Here is a 16,958-nt window from a genome sequence, read left to right as displayed (position 1 = left end):
TCTTAACCCGGGTCCGGAGATTGGGCAAACCGCACCACCTGCCACTCGACGCCGTCGGGGAGCGGGATCAGCTCGAGGTACTGGCCCAGGTCGAGGGCGTCGATGAGGGCGAAGCCGTGCCGTTCGAAGACGCGGATCCCCTTCTTCATCACGGTGTGGCCGTAGACCCCGAAGCGGTAGCCGGCGCGGGCGAGGTAGTCGGGGTGGGTGAACCACCACTGCTTGGGCTCCTTCGACTGGTAGAACATGTCGTCGTACTCCTGGAGCCAGGGGGCGGGGCCGACGTGGGCGAAGTGGATGCCGTCGATCACGAATTCCTTGGGCAGCCCGCCCAGCCACTCGGCGAGGGTTTCGGGCAGCGGGGTGCCGCCGCGCTCGGGGTCGAACTCGGCGTGTTCGATCCCCGAGGCGTTGCCGAGCAGGAACTTGTGGTCGAGCGCCGCCTGGTCGTGGTTGCCGCGCAGCACCACCACGAAGCCCCCCGCCTGGTCGACGAAGTGCTTGACGCGGCGCAGCGCGCGCACCTGTTCGCGGGCGGCGCGCGCCAGGTGGTCGGGGTTGCGGGGGTCGTAGGGCTCGAGCCCGGTGAGGCGGGTGTAGGCCTCGCGGGTCTTGGGGTGCACCAGGTCGCCGAGCAGCACCACCCGCAGGTGGCCGGCGCGCAACGCCGGGGTGGGGAGGTAGTGGGCGTCGGCGGCGCCGGCGTGCCGCAACGCCTGCCAGAGCTTGCCGTACTCGGCGTGCACGTCGCCGATGGCGACGATCCGCGGCATCAGGAGGGCTCCTTTTCCAGCAGCAGCGCCCGCAGCTCGCCGTAGAGGCGTTTGGTGGTCTCGGGGTCGCTGCCGTAGCCGCCGTACTTGACGACGAGCGCCGCCGCCTCGCGGCCCTTGCCCGCCTCCCGCAGCCGCGCGATCAGGCGGTCGATCAGCTCCTGGGCGCTGGGTTTGGCGGCCTCGGCCCGGGGCGGCGCCTCGCGGCGGGCCTCGGGGTGCGCGGCCGGCGGCCGCCCCACGCCCGCCTGCGCCGCCGCCCGCCAGAGCGCGGCCTCCGCCGCGGCCTCCAGCGTCGCGCCGGTGCCGACGCCGCTCTTGACGGCGCCCCCCAGCTCGAGGCTGCAGCTCACCGCCGGCGGCTGCACGGAGGCCACCTCGAAGCGGCAGCTCCAACCGCCGGGCCCCCAGACGGCGTCGAGCTGTTCGTAGAGCCAGGCGGCGGCCGAAGGTTCGGTCCCCAGGGGTCCGGCCTCCAGAAGCGCGTGCATCGCGTCCCAGCCCGCGTCGTCCATTGGCGCCATTGTACCCTGTTCGTCGCCTTTTCGCGCCGCTGCACGCTCAAAACCCTAGACAGCCCGGCCTCCGGCGGCTAAGATGGTTCCTGCGTGGGGCCGTGGCGCAGTTGGGAGCGCGCCTGAATCGCACTCAGGAGGTCAGGGGTTCGAATCCCCTCGGCTCCACCAGCAAGGCCGGGCAAACTGCCCGGCCCTTTCCTTTGGCCCGGTCTTCAGAGCGCTTCGAGCAGGCGGGTCCGCGCCTCGTCCACGTGCGCCTGTTGCTCTTCCACGCTCCAGCCCAGCTCGGCCGCCATCAGGTCGGCGGTGCGCTTGAGCGCCGCGAGGGCCGCCTTCTGGTCCAGGAAGGCCAGCCGGGTGCGGCGCGCGAGCGCGTCGATGGGGGTGACGGCCATCTCCCGCCGCACCGCCCAGACGACCTCGGCCTCGACGAAGGGGTGCTCCTGCGCCAGCCGTTCGCCGAAGCCCTCGGCGGCGAGGCGGGCCACCTCGGGCGCGCGGTCGCCGTAGCTTTGGTTCAGGTGCCGGGCCACGTCCTCGTCGAGGCCGAAGCGCTCGACCAGGCCGCGCCAGCCGTCCGCGTCGAAACCGGCGGCCCCCTCGACGAAGACCCGGTCGGTGATGCAGCCGCGCGCCGGGTGCAGGTCGCGGGTGCGCACCACGTAGTCCACCAGGTCCTCGGCCATCTTGCGGTAGGTCGTCCACTTGCCGCCGGCGATCGTGACCAGGCCGCTGTCCGACTCGCTGATGATGTGGTCGCGGGCGAGTTCGGCGGTGTCGTGCGCCTTGGGGTCCCGCACCAGCGGCCGCAGCCCGCTCCAGGCGGCGAGGATGTCGTCCCGTCCGGGCTCGAGCGCGAAGTAGCGCTTCAGGTGCCGCAGGATGTAGTCGATCTCCTCCTCCTGCGGGCGCGGGTGGAAGCTGAGCTCGGCGGGTTCGTCGGTGGTCCCGGCCAGGGTGTGCCCCATCCAGGGGAGCACGAAGAGGACGCGCCCGTCCTCGGTCTTGGGGATGAGCAGGCCCGTGCCCGGGGGGCTGAACCGGCCGGGCAGGACGATGTGCACCCCGGAGCTGGTGACCACCATCGGGGGGGCGTCGGGGTCGTCCATGCGGCGGATCAGGTCGGTGAAGGGGCCGGTGGCGTTGACCACGGTGCGGGCGCGCACCGTGAAGTCCTCGTCCGCCAGGCGGTCGCGCACCTCGGCGCCGGCGACCCGGTCCCCCTGCTTGACGAGGCCCGTCACCTCGACGTAGTTGGCGACCGTCGCCCCTTCGCGCAGCGCGGTCAGGATCACCGCCACGTTCATCCGCGCGTCGTCGAACTGGCCGTCGTAGTACTCCACCCCGCCGACGAGCCCCTCCTCCTTGAGCTGGGGGAACTCCTCGAGCGCCCGGCTGCGGGGGACGAAGCGGCTGGGCTTGAGGCGTTCGTGCCCTGCGAGCAGGTCGTAGGCTTTGAGGCCCGAGAAGTAGTAGGGCACCTCCCAGGCCCGGTAGAGCGGCGTCAACAGGGGAATGGGGTGGGCCAGGTGGGGCGCGAGGCGCAGGATGATGCCGCGTTCGCGCAGGGCGTCGCGCACCAGGTTGTACTGGACCCGGTCGAGGTGCTTGACCGCGGCCTCGAGGTAGCGCACCCCTCCGTGGACGAGTTTGGTGCTTCGGCTCGAGGTGCCCTCGGAGAAGTCGCCGCGCTCCACCAGCGCCACGCTCAGCCCCCGGGTGGCGGCGTCCAGCGCGATGCCCGCCCCGGTGGCGCCGCCGCCGATGACGAGCAGGTCGAAGGTCCGGTTCTTCAGTGCGTCGAGCTGCTTTTCCCGGTTCATGCTCCAGCTCCTTCCGCCCAGCCTCGGGCGCGTGCTACGGCTTCGTGCCAGCCCGCGATCAAGCGGGCGCGTGCCTCCGGATCGCCCGCGGGTTCAAAGCGCCGGTCCGGCTGCCAGGCGCGCGCCAGCGTGGGCAGGTCCGCCAGGTCGGCCCCCACGGCGGCGGCCATGGCGGCGCCCAGCGCCGTGGTCTCGGTGACGCGCGGGCGCTCGACCGTCCGGCCCAGCAGGTCGGCCTGGATCTGCAGGAGCAGGTCGTTGGCCGCGGCCCCGCCGTCGGCGCGCAGGGCGGCCAGGTGCACCCCGGCGGTCTCCATCGCGTGCACCGCGTCGTAGACCTGCAGGGCGATGGCCTCGAGGGTGGCCCGGGCGATGTGGGCGCGGCCGCTGCCCCGGGTCAGCCCCACGAGCAGGCCGCGGGCGTGGGGGTCCCAATAGGGGCTGCCCAGCCCCGTGAGCGCGGGCACGAAGTAGACGCCCTCGCTGCTGGCCACGCTGGCCGCCAGCGCCTCGATCTCGTGGCTCTCCTTGATCAGGCCCAGCCCGTCGCGCAGCCACTGCACCGCCGCGCCGGCGACGAAGATCGAGCCCTCGAGCGCGTAGCGCAGGGGCTCGTCGCGAACCCGCCAGGCCACGGTGGTGAGGACGCCGTCCCCCTGGAGCGGCTCGGTCCCGGTGTTCATCACCAGGAAGGCGCCGGTGCCGTAGGTGTTCTTGGCCATCCCAGCCTCGAAGCAGGCCTGGCCGAAGAGCGCGGCCTGCTGGTCGCCGAGCACCCCGTGGATCGGCACGGGCCCGCCCAGCCACTGGGGGTCGGCGACCCCGAAGTCGCCCACCGAGGGGCGCACCTCGGGCAGGACGGCGCGCGGCACCCGGAAGAGCTCGAGCAGCTCGTCGTCCCAGCGGCCGGCGTGGATGTCGAAGAGCAGGGTGCGCGACGCGTTGGAAACATCGGTGGCGTGCACCGCGCCTCCAGTCAGGTTCCAGACGAGCCAGCTGTCGATGGTGCCGAAGGCCAGCTCGCCGGCTTCGGCGCGGCGGCGCAGCCCCGGGTCCTCGAGCAGCCAGGCCAGCTTGCTCGCCGAGAAGTAGGGGTCGAGGACGAGGCCGGTCTTGGCCCGCACCCGCGCCTCCAGCCCCTCGCGTTTCATGCGGTCCGTCAGCTCGGCGGTGCGGCGGTCCTGCCAGACGATGGCGCGGCTGACGGGGCGCCCGCTGCTGCGCTCCCAGAGCACCACGGTCTCGCGCTGGTTGGTGATGCCGACGGCGGCCAGGTCCCCGGCGGTCAGGCCCGCCTGCTCCAGCGCCGCCCGGGCCGTGGCCAGCTGGGTGTGCCAGATCTCCGTCGGGTCGTGCTCCACCCAGCCGGGGTGGGGAAAGTGCTGCTCGAACGGCTCCTGGGCCAGGGCGACGATGCGACCGCTGAGGTCGAAGACGATCGCCCGCGAACTGGTGGTCCCCTGATCGAGGGCTAACAGATACGCCACGGGTGGCCTCCTACCCCTACCGTACAACGCGGCCCGGGGCGCGCGCCCCGGCTAGGTCGCGGTCACGATGCGGTCGCGCCCCTCCTGCTTGGCGCGAATCAGCGCGTCGTCGGCCTCCAGGATCCAGCGGAAGACCTCGGCGCTGTCGTGGGGGATGCGCCCCCCCGCGAGGCCGACGGAGGCGGTGACCCGTTCGTGGATGTCGGTCAGCCGCAGTTCGGCGATGCGCGCACGGACGCGCTCGAAGATCTGCACCGCCTGCTGCAGGTCGCTGTCGGTGAGCAGCACCAGGAACTCTTCGCCCCCCCAGCGTACGGCCAGGTCGTCCTCGCGCAGGTTGCGCTCGAGCAGCTCCGCGACGGCCTGCAGGAGCACGTCGCCGGCGGCGTGCCCGTAGCGGTCGTTGACCCGCTTGAAGCGGTCGAGGTCGAGCATGGCCAGGGTGATCGCCCGCTGCCCGCGCCGCGCGCGCTCGAGGGCATAGGGCAGCTTCACCTCGAAGCCGCGGCGGTTGAACAGGCCGGTGAGCGGATCCGTGTGCGCCTGGATCTGCCAGTCGAGGGAACGGATCACCTCGCCCAGGCGCTGGCCCACCATGCGCACCAGCAGCTTGAAGAAGGGTCCGCAGCGGCGCGAGCCCCCCAGGTAGACGCGTCCGAGCTGGATGCCGCGGTCCTCCAGGGTGCGGCCGTAGCGGGTGCGCTCGCCCACGATCAGGTCGTCGAAGACGCTCAGCCGCAGGCCCACGACGTTCTCGCAGGCGCGCCGGAAGAGCTCGAAGAGTTCGCGGGCCAGGCTTTCGGGGGTGGGCGGCTGCCGGGTGACGGGGAAGAGGGCGAGGTCGCCGAGGATGCTGCTCCACTGGGTCAGTTTGGACTCGGAACGGGTCTTGGCCAGGTGCAGCGGCAGGATCACCGAGAGGATGCCGCCCCAGGCGGCCAGGCTGCTCAAGGCGACGATGTAGCGGGCCGTGAGCTGGGGAGCCTCCGCGCCCATCCAGTTCAAGACCACCAGCGCCCACATCGCCATGAAGACCGTCACCGCGACGATCAGGTGGACGGGCTCGATGCGGCGCGCGCCGGCTTCCAGCCGCAGCCCTTCGACGATCAGCCACAGGCTCGCGGTCCAGATCAGGAACCCCCACTGCATCCCCTCGGAGCTCGCGAGCGGCGGCAGGGTGGCCCAGCTGGTGATCCCGATCTGCACGAAGACGAGGGTGGGCAGCCAGAGCAGCCGCGCCTCGGGCGCCCTTCCGCGCGGCACCGCGTACCAGGCGGGCAGGCCGTAGTAGAGAAGCAGGAGTTGCAGGAGCAGCAGCACGTAGAGGTGGGTGGCGGGGTGGACGTGCTGGATCGCCGCGAAGGTGAAGCCGATGGGGAAGAGGGCGAACGCGTAGAGCCCCGGCGGAAGGCGGGCCCCCTGCGCCAGCCGCCGCAGCAGCAGCACGAAGGGGAGGTAGCCGGCGAAGAGGAGCAGCCAGAGCAGGACGTTCAGGTTGGGGGAGCGGCTCAGCAGCCCCAGCAGCGAGGCGAAGTAGAGCGCCCAGGCGGTGCCCCACAGGGCGAGGGCGGTACCCGCCAGCGGCCCGAGCTTGGGCATGCGAAAGGCCCGAACCACGAGCCAAAGTACGGCGACGGCGCCGATCAGCACCAGCGCGGGTAGGGCTGCCACATCCTCAATATAGGGGGAGCGGCGGGTCCGTTCCTACTAAGGTGAACTTTTTTCGGAACGCCAGGGGCGGACGCGCAGGCTGCGCAGCCGGTTGATCGTGCCGGCGAGCTCGTAGCGCCGCGGCCGCGCGAGTTCGGGGGCCGGATCCAGATGGTGCAGGCCGTGCTCGTCCAGCTCGCGCTCGAGCTGGGCCAGCAGCTGCGCCAGGGTGCGGTCGCCGGCGAGCTCCCGGAGCCGCGCCATCAGGTGGCCGATGGCGCGGGTCTGGCTGGGATCGACGAGCTGCTCGAGCCCCCGCAGGTCCAGGGTCTCCCGGCCGAAGAGCAGCGTTTCCGTGCCCTGGGCCTTGATCTTCACCCGTCCGCCCCGGCGCGGGTCGAACGACGCCGCCTCGGGCACCCGCGGCCGCACCCGCAGCGGGTGGGCGGGGTCGCCCACCGCGCGCCCGGTTGGAAGTTCCCGCACCAGCGCGCGCGCCTCCTCGGTGGCGTCGCGCACCCGGTAGTTTTCCAGCAGCAGCACCCGGTCGGCGACGTCCAGGTAGTCGCCGCCGCCGCCGGTGACGAGCAACGTCGAGACCCCCAGGCGCTCGTGGAGCTCACGCACCCGGTCGATCAACGGGGTGATCGTTTCGCGGCGGACGAGGCGCTGCATGCGGGCGTCGCGCACCAGCAGGTTCGTGGCCGAGGTGTCCTCGTCGAGCAGCAGCACCCGCGCCCCCACCTCGAGCGCCTCCTGGATCGCCGCCGCCAGACTGGTGGACCCCGAGGCGTCGGCGGTGCTGAAGAAGTCGGTGGAAGCGCCGAAGGGCAGGTCGTGGACGAAGGGGGTGAGGTGCACCCCCGTCACCGCCCGGCCGTCCTCGCTGCGCAGCTTGACCGTCGTGGAGCGGGTGACGACCCACTCGCGCCCGTCGCCGGGGACGTGGGGGTAGACCCCGCGCTCGATCGCTTCCAGCAGCGTCGTCTTGCCGTGGAAGCCGCCGCCGGTGACGACGGTGACCCCCTCCGGCAGGCCCATGCCGGTCACGGGGCCGTGGTGCAGGGTCGCGAGCGTCACCCGCAGCTCGGGCGGACTCTCGAAGGGGACCGCCCCTGAAAGCGGGCGGCTGGAGACGCCGCTTTCCCGGGGCAGCACGCTGCCGTCGCGCACGAAAGCCACGAGCCCGAGGCTTTCCAGCTGGGCCTGCAGGTGGGCGTGGTCCTCGGTCAGGTCGGCCCAGGCGCGCGCCTGGGCGAGGTCCAGGCGCGCCGCGTGGAGCGCTTGCAGCGCCTGCGGCAGCACCTCGGTGAGCAGCCGGGCGGCGGCCTGGCCCAGGACGGTGCGCCCGCGCGCGGGCAGCCCCACGCGGAAACGCAGCTCCAGGTAGTCGGGGCCCATACAGGCGGCGGCGCGCTCCAGCACCTCCGCGCCCCCCGCGTCAACGAAGAACTGGCAGGAGCGCCCGCTGCCGACGCCCGGGCAGCTCTGGACCGCGCGTTTGAAGACCCGCAGCAGGTAGTCGAGCAGGCCCGTCCGGCGCGCCCGGTTCGACCAGAGCTCCGGAGGCAGGCGGTGGACGCTGTGGGGCAGGCGGACGCGGAGCCGGGTGGGGGTGGCGAAGGGGTCGGGCTGGACGTGGTCCACCAGCAGCGTAAACCCGGGGCCGACCCAGGCCCCCTCGATGCGACGGTAGGCGCGGTAGCCGTGCCCGTCGAGGCTTTCCAGGAGTTGCGCGAGGGCGCCGAGGTCGTTCACCCCAACAGTTTATCGGGCCCGGGGCGGCGGCCGCGTGGGAGAATAGACCCGTGCCGCGCATCGTGCTCTACGAACCCGAGATTCCGCAGAACGTGGGCAACGTCGCCCGCACCGCGGCGGCCACCCGCACCGAGCTGCACCTGGTGCGGCCCTTCGGGTTCCGCTGGGGGGATCCGCGCCTGAAGCGCGCCGGCCTCGACTACTGGCCGCACGTACGCTACGTCCTCCACGACTCCTGGACGGCCTTCCTGGAGGCGTTGCCCGCGGGGGCGCGCGTCTGGGCGTTCTCCACCAAGGCCGAGCGCTCGCTCTACGAGGTCCGCTTCCACCCCGACGACTACCTGCTCTTCGGTCCCGAGACCCGGGGGTTGCCCCAGGCGGTGCTCGCGCGCTTCCCCGCGCTGCGCATCCCCATGCCCGGGCCGGTCCGCTCGCTCAACCTGGCGGTGAGCGTAGGCGTGGCCGTCTACGAGGTCTTGCGTCAGAACCCGGAGCCGTAGAAAACCGCGCGGCGATGGGATAAAATAAAACCAACCCAACTTCGTGCGGCGGGCGGCTTCGCGCACTCCGTCGGTTTTGCCTGCTTCGACCCTGGGTTTCGCGAGTGGAACGGAGGTGGCGGATGAAGGCAAGGATGCTGGGCGTAGGCTTGGTGCTGCTGATGGCCGCGTTCGCGCAGGTGACGGTGCAGCCGGTGGCGGATCCGGGTCTGATCGACGACGACACCATCGCGGGGTTCCCCCTGCTCACGCGGATGCCCTGGGACCGCGAGGCCTACCGGTTGCAGCTCGACCGGCCCCGTACGGTAACGGTCGAGTACTGGCTCAACGGCCGCAAGCTTGGCGCGAAGAGCAAGGCGTTCGAAGCCGGCCCGCTGGTGGTGGCCACCGGTTACCGGCTCGAACAGAATTCGGGTTGCTCGCTCTTTTGGAGCGTGACGATGAAGGGCGCCGACGCCGCGGCGCAGAAGATCGCCTGCCTGGAGATCGCCCCCATCTTTCCCCCGAGCTTGATCCTTCGGGGCGCGCTGCCCGATGCGGTCGAGCCCGGCCAGACCTACCTGCTGGCCTGGCTGCGCTACACCGACGCGCTCTCGCGCACGGGCGACCTGGTGGTGACGCTGGTCTTGGAGTAGGGGCGGCCCCGGCCGTCCGCTGGGGCCGAACGGAGGAGCGGCATGCTGCGGAAAACGCTTTTGGGGTTGGGGTTGCTGGTGCTGGCCTCGCTGGCGCTGGCTCAGGTTTCGGTCAAGGACCGCTGGCGGTACACGCCCTTCGCGCAGAAGGATGCGGTCACCGCCGAGCGTCTGCTGCGCTACACCTTCGCCGCCGCCGGCGAGCGGCTGCGTTTCGAGGTGCGGGTCGACGGCCGGGTGGTGGCGCGCTTCGCCAAGCGGGCGCGTGGAGAGCTGGTCTTCGTGGTCAGGCTCGAGCCCAAGCCTCTTCGCGACAGCGGTTTGGTCGTGGCCCGTAGCGTGGTTCAACTCGAAAAGGAGCGCCAGTACACCGTTCTGGCCAAAACAACGAAACGGGAGGCGACGAGAACGATCACGCAAACCTACGTTTCCGAGCCGGAAGACCCCCCGGACGTCATCACCAGAACCCAGGCGCGGCGTGGTGACCGGATAATCAGCAAGACACAGGTTTCCGGCCAGGAACCGGGCACGCTGGTTGACGTTGCGATCGAGCTGCCCTTCGCGGGCGTGCGCGCGCCGGCGACGCTCACCCCGCGGCTGGCCATGTCCGCTGAGCTGGAGGTCGGGCAGCGCTACGAGCTGCTTACCGGCCGCTGGGGCGAGGGGCACGCGCTCGCCGTCTACGTGACGCCGCTGGCGGACTAGGCTGCGCCGCCCGGGGCGCGGGCCAGGTGCTCCAGCGCCGCCCGCAGCGCAGCCACGCCCTTTTCGAACTCCTCGAGGAGCACGTGCTCGACCGGGGTGTGGTCCAGGGTGCTGTCGCCGGGGCCGTAGGCCACCATCGGCACCGGCCAGTGCGGCGCCAGGACGTTCATGTCGCAGGTGCCGGTCTTCAGCTTGAAGACCGGTCGGCCCCCTACTTTGCGGATGCCCACGCGCATCGCCCGGGTGAGCGGCGTGTCCTTGGGGCCCTGGTAGGGCACTTCGCGGCCGGAGAAGTCGAGCTCGAGCGTCGGGGGGGCGTAGGCCAGCAGGTGGCGGATCGCCTCTTCGGGCGGCAGCCGCGGCGGCAGCCGCAGGTCGAAGAAGAGCTCGGCGCGCTGGCGGGTGTCCACCGGGTGCACCTTGAAGTCGCGCAGCGAGTACTGCACCTGATCGAAGGCGCGCATGCCGGTGTTGAAGCCCTGCGTCCAGGCGCGGATCGAGTTGAAGTAGTCGATCAGCTCCTCGGCGGCGTTGGGCTCGTGGTGGGCGGAGTGGAAGTTGTCCTTCTCGCGCCGCACCCGCACCAAGAGCCGCCCCTTGTAGCCCAGGGTGATCCCCTCCCAGCCCGAGGGCTCGCCGATGATGGCGAAGCTGGGCTTGATCTTGTCCGCTACGAAGCGCGCCCCCTTCGAACTGGGGGCCTCCTCCTCGGTCGCGCCCACCAGGTGGAGGGTGAAGACGTCCTTTAGCTCCTCCGGCAGCCCGGCCGCGGCCAGCACGAAGGTCACGAACGGCCCCTTGGCGTCCACCGCGCCGCGGCCGAAGAGCTTGCCGTCCTCCACCCGCACCGGCACCTCGCCGGGCACGGTGTCGATGTGGCCCACCAGGGCCACCTGCAGCGGGCCGCGGCCCCAGACGCCCCGGGCGTTGTCGGCCTCGTCCACCCAGGCCTCCATCCCCAGCGCCTTCATCCCGCGCACCAGGTACTGGGCCACCAGCCGCTCCTGGCCCGAGGGGCTGTGGATCTCCAGCGCCCCGGCCAGGAAGCGCACCGGGTCGGCCAGGGGCGAGTACTCGAGGGGCGGCAGGGTCACGCGAGCACCTCGCGCACCGCCTCCACCACCCGCTCCAGGTCGGCTTTTTCGATGACGAGCGGCGGCAAAAAGCGGATCACCGTTGGTCCGGCGGCCAGCGTCAGCACCGCGTGCTCCTTTTCCAGCCGGGTGATGTAGGGGGCCGACTTCTCCTTGAGCTCCATCCCCACCATCAGCCCCTTGCCGCGCACCTCGCGCACCTTGGGCGAGTCGATCCGACGCAGTTCCTCCATGAACCACCCGCCCAGCTCGGCGGCGCGCTCCCAGAGCCGGTTCTCCTCGATGTACCGCATCGCCGCCACCCCGGCGGCCATCGCCAGCGGGTTGCCGCCGAAGGTGGTGCCGTGGCCGCCCTTGGGCATGCCGTCGGCCACCGCGTCGGTCATGACGATCGCCCCCATCGGCATGCCGCCACCGATGCCCTTGGCCAGCGTTAGGATGTCGGGCACCACGCCGTAGTGCTCGAGCGCGAACAGCTTGCCCGTGCGCCCGAAGCCGGTCTGGATCTCGTCGAGAATCAAAAGCGCGCCCTTCTCGCGCGTCACCTCGCGGGCCGCCTGTAAGAACTCAGGCGTAGCCGGGCGCACCCCGCCTTCGCCCTGCACCGGCTCGATGACGACCGCCGCGGTCTCCTCGTCCACCGCCGCCCTGAGCGCCTCCACGTCGTTGTAGGGCACGAACTCCACCGGCCCCACCACCGGCTCGAAGGGCTGGCGGTACTTCTTTTCCCAGGTCAGGCTCACCGAGCCGAAGGTGCGGCCGTGGAAGGCGCGCATGGTGCTGATGAACTTCTTGCGGCCGGTGGCGGCGCGGGCGAACTTGAGCGCCCCCTCCACGCTCTCGGTGCCGGAGTTGGTGGGGAAGACGCGCACCAGCCCTTCCGGGGTCAGCCGCGTAAGCGTCTGGTAGAACTCGGCCCGCTTGGCCGAGGGCAGCGTCTGCGGCAGGATCATCAGCGTCTCGGCCTGTTCCTGGATGGCCTTTACCACCTCCGGGTTCGAGTGTCCCACGTTGGCCACCCCGTAGCCGCCCACGCAGTCGATGTACTCGCGGCCCTCGATGTCCCAAACGCGCGCGCCCTTGCCGCGAACGATGACCAGCTCGTGCTTGTTGTAGACCCCCGAGTCGTGCCGCTTCTCGATCTCCAGCCAGTTCTGCATGTTTATTCCCCCTTAACGCAACTCGGCCCGCATACGCGAGCCGAGGGAACCGGTGAGCCAACGGGCGGCTACGGCTTCCCCCGGACCTCCGGTTTGCGCGGTTTCAAGGCCTTCATCTCCCCGAGCCTACGTTCCCGACCAGCGTTTTGTCAACGCACCACCGTGCCGGCGCCGGCGAGGGCTTTGGATATGGGCGCTTCCACGCGGGCGTCGCCGAAGACGACCCGGCCCACGCCGCCCTTCACCGCGTCGGCCGCGCCCAGCACCTTCTTCTTCATCCGCCCCTGGGCGAAGTTCATGAAGTCCTCCACCCGGTCCGCGGGAATCTCGGCGATCAGGCTCGACTCGTCGGGAAAGTTGCGCAAGAGGCCGGGCACGTTCGAGAGCAGCAGCAGCGCCTCGGCCTGCATCTGCACCGCCACCTGGGCGGCGGCGGTGTCGCCGTCGGTGTTCATCGCCTCGCCCTCGTAGCTGATCGCGGGCGGGGTGAGCACCGGCAGGTAGCCGGCGCCGAGGAGCAGGTTCAGGAGCTCGGTGTTGACCTTCTCCACGCTGCCGGTGAGGTTGTCGCGCCGCACCTTGAGCTTGCCGTTTTCGATGTACTTTACGGCCTTCTTGCGCCGCCCCTCGAAGACGCGGCCGTCGATGCCCGACAGCCCCACCGCGTTGACCCCTTCGCGTTGCAGGAGCTCGACGATGAGCTTGTTCATCTTGCCGGCGTAGACCATCTCGAAGATCTCGAGCGTCTTGCGGTCGGTCAGCCGGCTGGTGAGGCCGCCGGGGTGTTCCAGGAAGACCGGTGGGTGCCCCAGCGCTTCGGCGATGCGGTTGGTCTCGGCGCTGCCGCCGTGCACCAGCACGAGCCGCCGGCCCTGCTTCCACAGCGCCGCGGCGTCGCGCGCCACCGCCGCGTAGTCGATGCCCTCGGAACCCCCCACCTTGACGACGATCAGCCCGTCTTCCATACGTTCCGTATCTTCTCAGGTCTTGCATAAAGGTGCAAGCCGCCGTTGTCGGAGTGGGAATGGGTGAGGCGATGCGCGACAAAAAGCAGCATAACAATTAGGTCGCGCCGAAAATTAAGCTAGCGAGGAAAAAAGGTCTTCCCACTCGGGGTTCGATTGCTCGATGAGCTCCACCTTCCACGATCTGCGCCAGCGTTTTAGCTGTTGCTCGCGCTGCAAAGCGGCGTTTGCGTCTTCGTGAACTTCGTAGTAGACCAGGCGATGGACGCCGTACCTGCGCGTAAAACTACTTAAGCCTTCTTTGTGTTCCCACACACGCCGGCGCAGGTCGCGCGTCAGGCCCACGTACAACGTCCCGCGTTTGCGGTTGGACAAAATGTATACAATGTAGGCCATCGTTCGTCATGTTACGTAATAAAAAGGGTTTCGTGCGGCCACAGGGCACGACCGCCGTGGATCCCGGCTCGCGGGGCTTCGCCCCTTGGCCGGGAATTCGATTAATAAGCAGTAGCAAAGCGTTTGGGGTTTTGAGGGGTCCGGAGTGCGCGAGTACCGTTTTGATCTTCCAGATTTGCGCGTACTCGGGTACGAAGAATAGCGGTAAGGCTCTAAGCGAAGATCGTAAAATTCTCGAATCCCCGGCCAAGCAGGCCGCAGGCCTGCGCGAGCCGGGGTCCACGCTGGCGCGTACTTTAAGTCCGCTGCTCCGCCGCGATCAGCGCGGCCACCCCTTCGGCCAGCCGCCGCACGGCCTCCACCTCGGTGATCCCCAGCCGCTGCTTGTTGGAAACGTCGTAGACCGCGCCCTCGCTTTGCGAGTGCTCCCCGTGGGTGCCGCGCACCTGCAGGCCGTGCTTTGCGGCGAGGGCCTTCAGCCGCGCTTCGTCCGCCGCCAGCCCGGGCAGGCGGACGTGGACGCTGGCGCGCATGGCGGTGCCCAGGTTGGTGGGGCAGCTGGTCAGGTAGCCGAGGCGCTCGGAGAATGCAAAGGTCAGGCGGCGCTCCAGCTCGGCCAGCGCCCGCGTCAGCCGGGCGAAGACGCGCTGCAGGTTGGCCCCGGGCTCCATCGAGATGATGCGCAGCTGGTCCTCCTCGTTCACCCAGACGAGGAAGGTCTTGTCCGGGTTGTGGAAGATGCCGCGGGCGTCGGGCCAGTCGCGGTTCAGCCCCGCGGCCTTAAGGAAGCGGTCGCCCTCCTTGAAGAGGAAGTGACTCTGGATCAGCCGCTCCCTGGTGGCCCGGTCCATCGCGTAAAGCGGATGGTAGCTGCCCGCCAGCTCGCCGGAAAGATCCTCGAGGGCGCGCACCACGGTCGCCTCGACGATGCGCCGCTCGCGCCGGGTGAGCGCGGAGCCGAAGGGGAAGCAGCAGAGGTTGCGGGCCACGCGGATGCGGGTGGAGACGACGTAGCGGCCCTCGGGGTCGGGGTTGGGGGCGTTCAGGTGGGCGGGCTCGAGGTCGCTTTCGTGCCGGGCTTCCGGTCCGAAGCCGTGGTAGTCGGCGATGATCGGGTCGAAGAGGGGGGCGAAGAGGGTGTAACTTTCCTCGTCGCCGGCGTAGACGCCCACGGCGCTGTCGGGGTTCTTGAGCCCCGAGGCAACGACGTGCTCGAGCCGCACGCCGTAGCGGGTCTCGCGGTCTTTGAGTTGTTCCCAGACCTCGGGGGTCAGGTAGCGGGCGAGCAGCGAGCCGCCCTGAGGGTTGGGGAGGGTCATCTCTACCTAAGTATAGTCATGCCGGACGAGGGGGATGATTTCCCAACGTTCAAATTCCCTTGCAAGAATAGAGACAGGCAATGTTTAATATGGTAAATGGGAAAGGCCTGCACAAATAAGTTCCAAGGACGGTTTCGTGATAAGTATAAACGCAACATGCAGTTGGATTCACTACCGGGTTTAATTCCTAAGAAGTGGAGTTTACTAAAATTTATCCGTTACGGTGCATTGCCTGCAGGCCTCCCCCCGTCATTTTCTATGCACTCCTTATCTCAAAAGATAAGTACTATAACAAATTTAGCTATCGGCACCAACGATAAATTTGCCCCGGTGGTATTTACATTTCCCCGACCGGGAATCGAAGGTAGGAGGCGCATTGGCCACGTATTGAATCCCGTTTCAATAATCCGTATTGGAACCGAATTGAAAAATAGATGGCCACTCTTCCGCTCGGTGCTAGTAGAAGATATCGAATGCTGTATTGAATCCTCCTTACCGCTCGAGGATCCTGAAAAAATACGGTATATAAATCCCGCGATGACACATACGAATATTTCCACGCTATTGGATAGCATACATATTGCGTATAAATATATGGTTAAAGTTGATATACAATCATATTACTCATCAATATATACACATTCATTTGAATGGGCGCTGGCTGGAAAAGATAATGCAAAAAATAAATGCAATAATTGCTCTAGTGATGAGAAGGAGCGCTATGAGGCTGGAAGGAGCTTGGATACCGTCATAAGGTCTGCTCAATCAGCTGAAACATATGGTATTCCAATTGGTCCAGATTCATCATTTGTTGCTGCCGAGTTAATAGGGAAAGCAATCATAAAAAGTCTTATAGCAGAACTTAAGCAAAGAAAGCACGGCGATTTCTTTATAATTAGGCATGTTGATGATATACACATATATACTAATAGCAATCCTCAGGAGATTCTAGCAGCTGCAAGAAAAGCATTTCGCATTTGGAATTTAACACCTAATGAGGCGAAGTTCAACGTGACGACAACATCGTCTATACGACATGATACTTGGACAGAAAGAATATCTAGTTTTATGCCAGATGGGCAAGAAAAGATGTACGAGTTTAGTGAACAAGATAGAAAATATGCAAAAAGAGATAAATTTAAATACATTGAAATAGATTATTGGAATTTGAAAAATTATTTAGCGATTATTAGGCAACTGCAAGATGAAAATCCACATAAATCTGTCATTACTTACGGTCTTAGAAGATTACATTTTAATAATCGAATATACCCATCAAAGGGTTACGGTAAACCATATTTAATGAATGATCAAAAAGAATATTATTTGTATTTAGATATGCAACTTAGTTCTCTACTCACGGCATATCCTCAATATATAGATGTAATCACTGACGTATATTTGTGGTATGAAAAATGGCAAAGATACAGCCCTAAGTATTTAAAAGTAGCGTTAGAGAATATAATAGATAATGCGACGGTGTTGAGCGATCACCATTTTGAACTTGCATGGAGTCTGTGGTTAGCTATGCATTTCAAAATATTGATCTCGGATGAAATTATGGATAAGTTATTTGCTACAGTACGTGACACGGTAACAATATTGCAGTTGCTCAGCTATTCATATTGGTGGTCGAAGCAGATAGGATCAGAAAAAGTGAAGAGCTATATAGTTAATCTAAAATACCGTATCGACAATTCGGAAACCTCAATTGCCCGCTTTTCTACTATGGAAGATGCATTTAAAAGTGAAGACTGGCTTTTCTACTATAGCTTGCATTTCGCTCCATGGCCTGACGTAGATCAGTTGAAAATACCGATTAAAAACTCAGGAGAAGGCATTGGCGAACTTATTCAAGAAATGTGGGATAGAAAAATAGAAATATTCAAATGGAAAAGGCATATAAGAGCGGCAGATCGCCTGCTCGGCGTTTCGCGTAAAGGTCGGGGTGGAGTATCAGCGCGTTTATACCCGACGTAGCAAATACTTAATAATATCAACATAATAAACAGAAAAATTAATAGTAGGATCACTGTACACCGTAGAGTCAAGTCCGGCTTTCCGGGCCAGTGAGGCCAGGAAGCGTTTCGGATCGGGAATCTGCTCCCAGACCTGGGGCAGGTAGGTGGCGCGGCCGGGCGGGTGTTTTGGGCACCGGCCCATCTCGGGTGTGAG

Annotated in this window: 16 protein-coding genes and 1 tRNA gene; 5 read left to right on the top strand and 12 right to left on the bottom strand. The window is 66.5% G+C overall.

Annotation, left to right across the window (positions count from 1 at the left end):
• Positions 1–2: 2 nt before the first annotated feature.
• The gene (locus tag OCEPR_RS09115) at positions 3–773 is read right to left on the bottom strand and encodes a metallophosphoesterase (RefSeq protein WP_013458429.1); all 771 of its coding nucleotides are present in this window, start codon (positions 771–773) and stop codon (positions 3–5) included.
• Positions 773–1,288, bottom strand: a complete 516-nt coding sequence (locus OCEPR_RS09110) for a hypothetical protein (RefSeq protein ID WP_049773534.1) — start codon at positions 1,286–1,288, stop codon at positions 773–775. The genes OCEPR_RS09115 and OCEPR_RS09110 overlap by 1 nt, the downstream gene beginning before the upstream one ends.
• Before the next feature lie 95 nt (positions 1,289–1,383).
• On the opposite strand from OCEPR_RS09110, the gene OCEPR_RS09105 reads away from it, so the two are divergent.
• Positions 1,384–1,459, top strand: a tRNA-Ala gene (locus tag OCEPR_RS09105).
• Positions 1,460–1,503: 44 nt separating this feature from the next.
• On the opposite strand, the gene OCEPR_RS09100 is transcribed toward OCEPR_RS09105, so the two are convergent.
• The 4 genes from OCEPR_RS09100 to OCEPR_RS09085 are packed head-to-tail and all read right to left on the bottom strand — an operon-like array spanning position 1,504 to position 8,009.
• Positions 1,504–3,114, bottom strand: coding sequence for an FAD-dependent oxidoreductase (locus OCEPR_RS09100; RefSeq protein WP_013458427.1), 1,611 nt, complete (start codon positions 3,112–3,114; stop codon positions 1,504–1,506).
• On the bottom strand, positions 3,111–4,601 hold the full coding sequence (glpK, locus tag OCEPR_RS09095) for a glycerol kinase GlpK (protein WP_013458426.1): 1,491 nt from the start codon (positions 4,599–4,601) through the stop codon (positions 3,111–3,113). Before glpK ends, OCEPR_RS09100 begins: the two co-directional genes overlap by 4 nt.
• Before the next feature lie 51 nt (positions 4,602–4,652).
• Positions 4,653–6,272: a GGDEF domain-containing protein gene (locus tag OCEPR_RS12320; protein ID WP_049773533.1), complete on the bottom strand. Its 1,620-nt coding sequence runs from the start codon at positions 6,270–6,272 to the stop codon at positions 4,653–4,655.
• A gap of 36 nt (positions 6,273–6,308) precedes the next feature.
• Positions 6,309–8,009 (bottom strand): ABC-ATPase domain-containing protein, encoded by a 1,701-nt coding sequence (locus tag OCEPR_RS09085; protein ID WP_013458424.1) that lies wholly within the window; start codon positions 8,007–8,009, stop codon positions 6,309–6,311.
• 50 nt (positions 8,010–8,059) lie between these two features.
• Here OCEPR_RS09085 and OCEPR_RS09080 point away from each other — a divergent pair, with 50 nt between their 5' ends.
• From OCEPR_RS09080 to OCEPR_RS09070, 3 genes are all read left to right on the top strand, one after another.
• The gene (locus tag OCEPR_RS09080; protein WP_013458423.1) at positions 8,060–8,509 is read left to right on the top strand and encodes a tRNA (cytidine(34)-2'-O)-methyltransferase; all 450 of its coding nucleotides are present in this window, start codon (positions 8,060–8,062) and stop codon (positions 8,507–8,509) included.
• Between the two features lie 122 nt (positions 8,510–8,631).
• Positions 8,632–9,144 carry a hypothetical protein gene (locus OCEPR_RS09075; RefSeq protein WP_013458422.1) on the top strand — a complete coding sequence of 171 codons (513 nt, stop codon included), beginning with the start codon at positions 8,632–8,634 and terminating at the stop codon, positions 9,142–9,144.
• A gap of 42 nt (positions 9,145–9,186) precedes the next feature.
• Positions 9,187–9,849, top strand: coding sequence for a hypothetical protein (locus OCEPR_RS09070; RefSeq protein ID WP_013458421.1), 663 nt, complete (start codon positions 9,187–9,189; stop codon positions 9,847–9,849).
• On the opposite strand, the gene OCEPR_RS09065 is transcribed toward OCEPR_RS09070, so the two are convergent.
• The 5 genes from OCEPR_RS09065 to OCEPR_RS09045 all read right to left on the bottom strand — a co-directional run bounded on the left by OCEPR_RS09065 (position 9,846) and on the right by OCEPR_RS09045 (position 14,783).
• Positions 9,846–10,943 (bottom strand): [LysW]-lysine hydrolase, encoded by a 1,098-nt coding sequence (locus OCEPR_RS09065; protein ID WP_013458420.1) that lies wholly within the window; start codon positions 10,941–10,943, stop codon positions 9,846–9,848. The two genes, OCEPR_RS09070 and OCEPR_RS09065, sit on opposite strands and share 4 nt — an antisense overlap.
• Positions 10,940–12,103 carry a [LysW]-aminoadipate semialdehyde transaminase LysJ gene (gene lysJ, locus OCEPR_RS09060; protein ID WP_013458419.1) on the bottom strand — a complete coding sequence of 388 codons (1,164 nt, stop codon included), beginning with the start codon at positions 12,101–12,103 and terminating at the stop codon, positions 10,940–10,942. Before lysJ ends, OCEPR_RS09065 begins: the two co-directional genes overlap by 4 nt.
• 149 nt (positions 12,104–12,252) lie before the next feature.
• Complete coding sequence (locus OCEPR_RS09055) at positions 12,253–13,056, bottom strand: [LysW]-aminoadipate kinase (protein WP_041554851.1); 804 nt, start codon at positions 13,054–13,056, stop codon at positions 12,253–12,255.
• 126 nt (positions 13,057–13,182) lie between these two features.
• Complete coding sequence (locus tag OCEPR_RS09050; protein ID WP_013458417.1) at positions 13,183–13,464, bottom strand: GIY-YIG nuclease family protein; 282 nt, start codon at positions 13,462–13,464, stop codon at positions 13,183–13,185.
• Between the two features lie 296 nt (positions 13,465–13,760).
• Positions 13,761–14,783, bottom strand: coding sequence for a phosphagen kinase (locus OCEPR_RS09045; protein WP_013458416.1), 1,023 nt, complete (start codon positions 14,781–14,783; stop codon positions 13,761–13,763).
• Between the two features lie 156 nt (positions 14,784–14,939).
• Here OCEPR_RS09045 and OCEPR_RS12850 point away from each other — a divergent pair, with 156 nt between their 5' ends.
• Positions 14,940–16,763, top strand: coding sequence for an RNA-directed DNA polymerase (locus OCEPR_RS12850; RefSeq protein ID WP_013458415.1), 1,824 nt, complete (start codon positions 14,940–14,942; stop codon positions 16,761–16,763).
• On the opposite strand, the gene OCEPR_RS12845 is transcribed toward OCEPR_RS12850, so the two are convergent.
• The gene (locus OCEPR_RS12845) at positions 16,749–16,946 is read right to left on the bottom strand and encodes an AMMECR1 domain-containing protein (protein WP_148229344.1); all 198 of its coding nucleotides are present in this window, start codon (positions 16,944–16,946) and stop codon (positions 16,749–16,751) included. The two genes, OCEPR_RS12850 and OCEPR_RS12845, sit on opposite strands and share 15 nt — an antisense overlap.
• Positions 16,947–16,958: the final 12 nt, after the last annotated feature.

The organism is Oceanithermus profundus DSM 14977, from assembly GCF_000183745.1.
GTDB lineage: Bacteria > Deinococcota > Deinococci > Deinococcales > Marinithermaceae > Oceanithermus > Oceanithermus profundus.
This window is presented reverse-complemented; position numbering and strand designations above follow the sequence as displayed.

Excerpts from the sequence above, each read along its gene's own strand:
- OCEPR_RS09115 (WP_013458429.1), bottom strand. The coding sequence starts at position 773 with ATGCCGCGGATCGTCGCCATCGGCGACGTGCACGCCGAGTACGGCAAG.
- OCEPR_RS09110 (WP_049773534.1), bottom strand. The coding sequence starts at position 1,288 with ATGGACGACGCGGGCTGGGACGCGATGCACGCGCTTCTGGAGGCCGGA.
- OCEPR_RS09100 (WP_013458427.1), bottom strand. The coding sequence starts at position 3,114 with ATGAACCGGGAAAAGCAGCTCGACGCACTGAAGAACCGGACCTTCGAC.
- OCEPR_RS09075 (WP_013458422.1), top strand. The coding sequence starts at position 8,632 with ATGAAGGCAAGGATGCTGGGCGTAGGCTTGGTGCTGCTGATGGCCGCG.
- OCEPR_RS09070 (WP_013458421.1), top strand. The coding sequence starts at position 9,187 with ATGCTGCGGAAAACGCTTTTGGGGTTGGGGTTGCTGGTGCTGGCCTCG.
- lysJ (WP_013458419.1), bottom strand. The coding sequence starts at position 12,103 with ATGCAGAACTGGCTGGAGATCGAGAAGCGGCACGACTCGGGGGTCTAC.
- OCEPR_RS09050 (WP_013458417.1), bottom strand. The coding sequence starts at position 13,464 with ATGGCCTACATTGTATACATTTTGTCCAACCGCAAACGCGGGACGTTG.
- OCEPR_RS09045 (WP_013458416.1), bottom strand. The coding sequence starts at position 14,783 with ATGACCCTCCCCAACCCTCAGGGCGGCTCGCTGCTCGCCCGCTACCTG.
- OCEPR_RS12850 (WP_013458415.1), top strand. The coding sequence starts at position 14,940 with ATGCAGTTGGATTCACTACCGGGTTTAATTCCTAAGAAGTGGAGTTTA.
- OCEPR_RS12845 (WP_148229344.1), bottom strand. The coding sequence starts at position 16,946 with ATGGGCCGGTGCCCAAAACACCCGCCCGGCCGCGCCACCTACCTGCCC.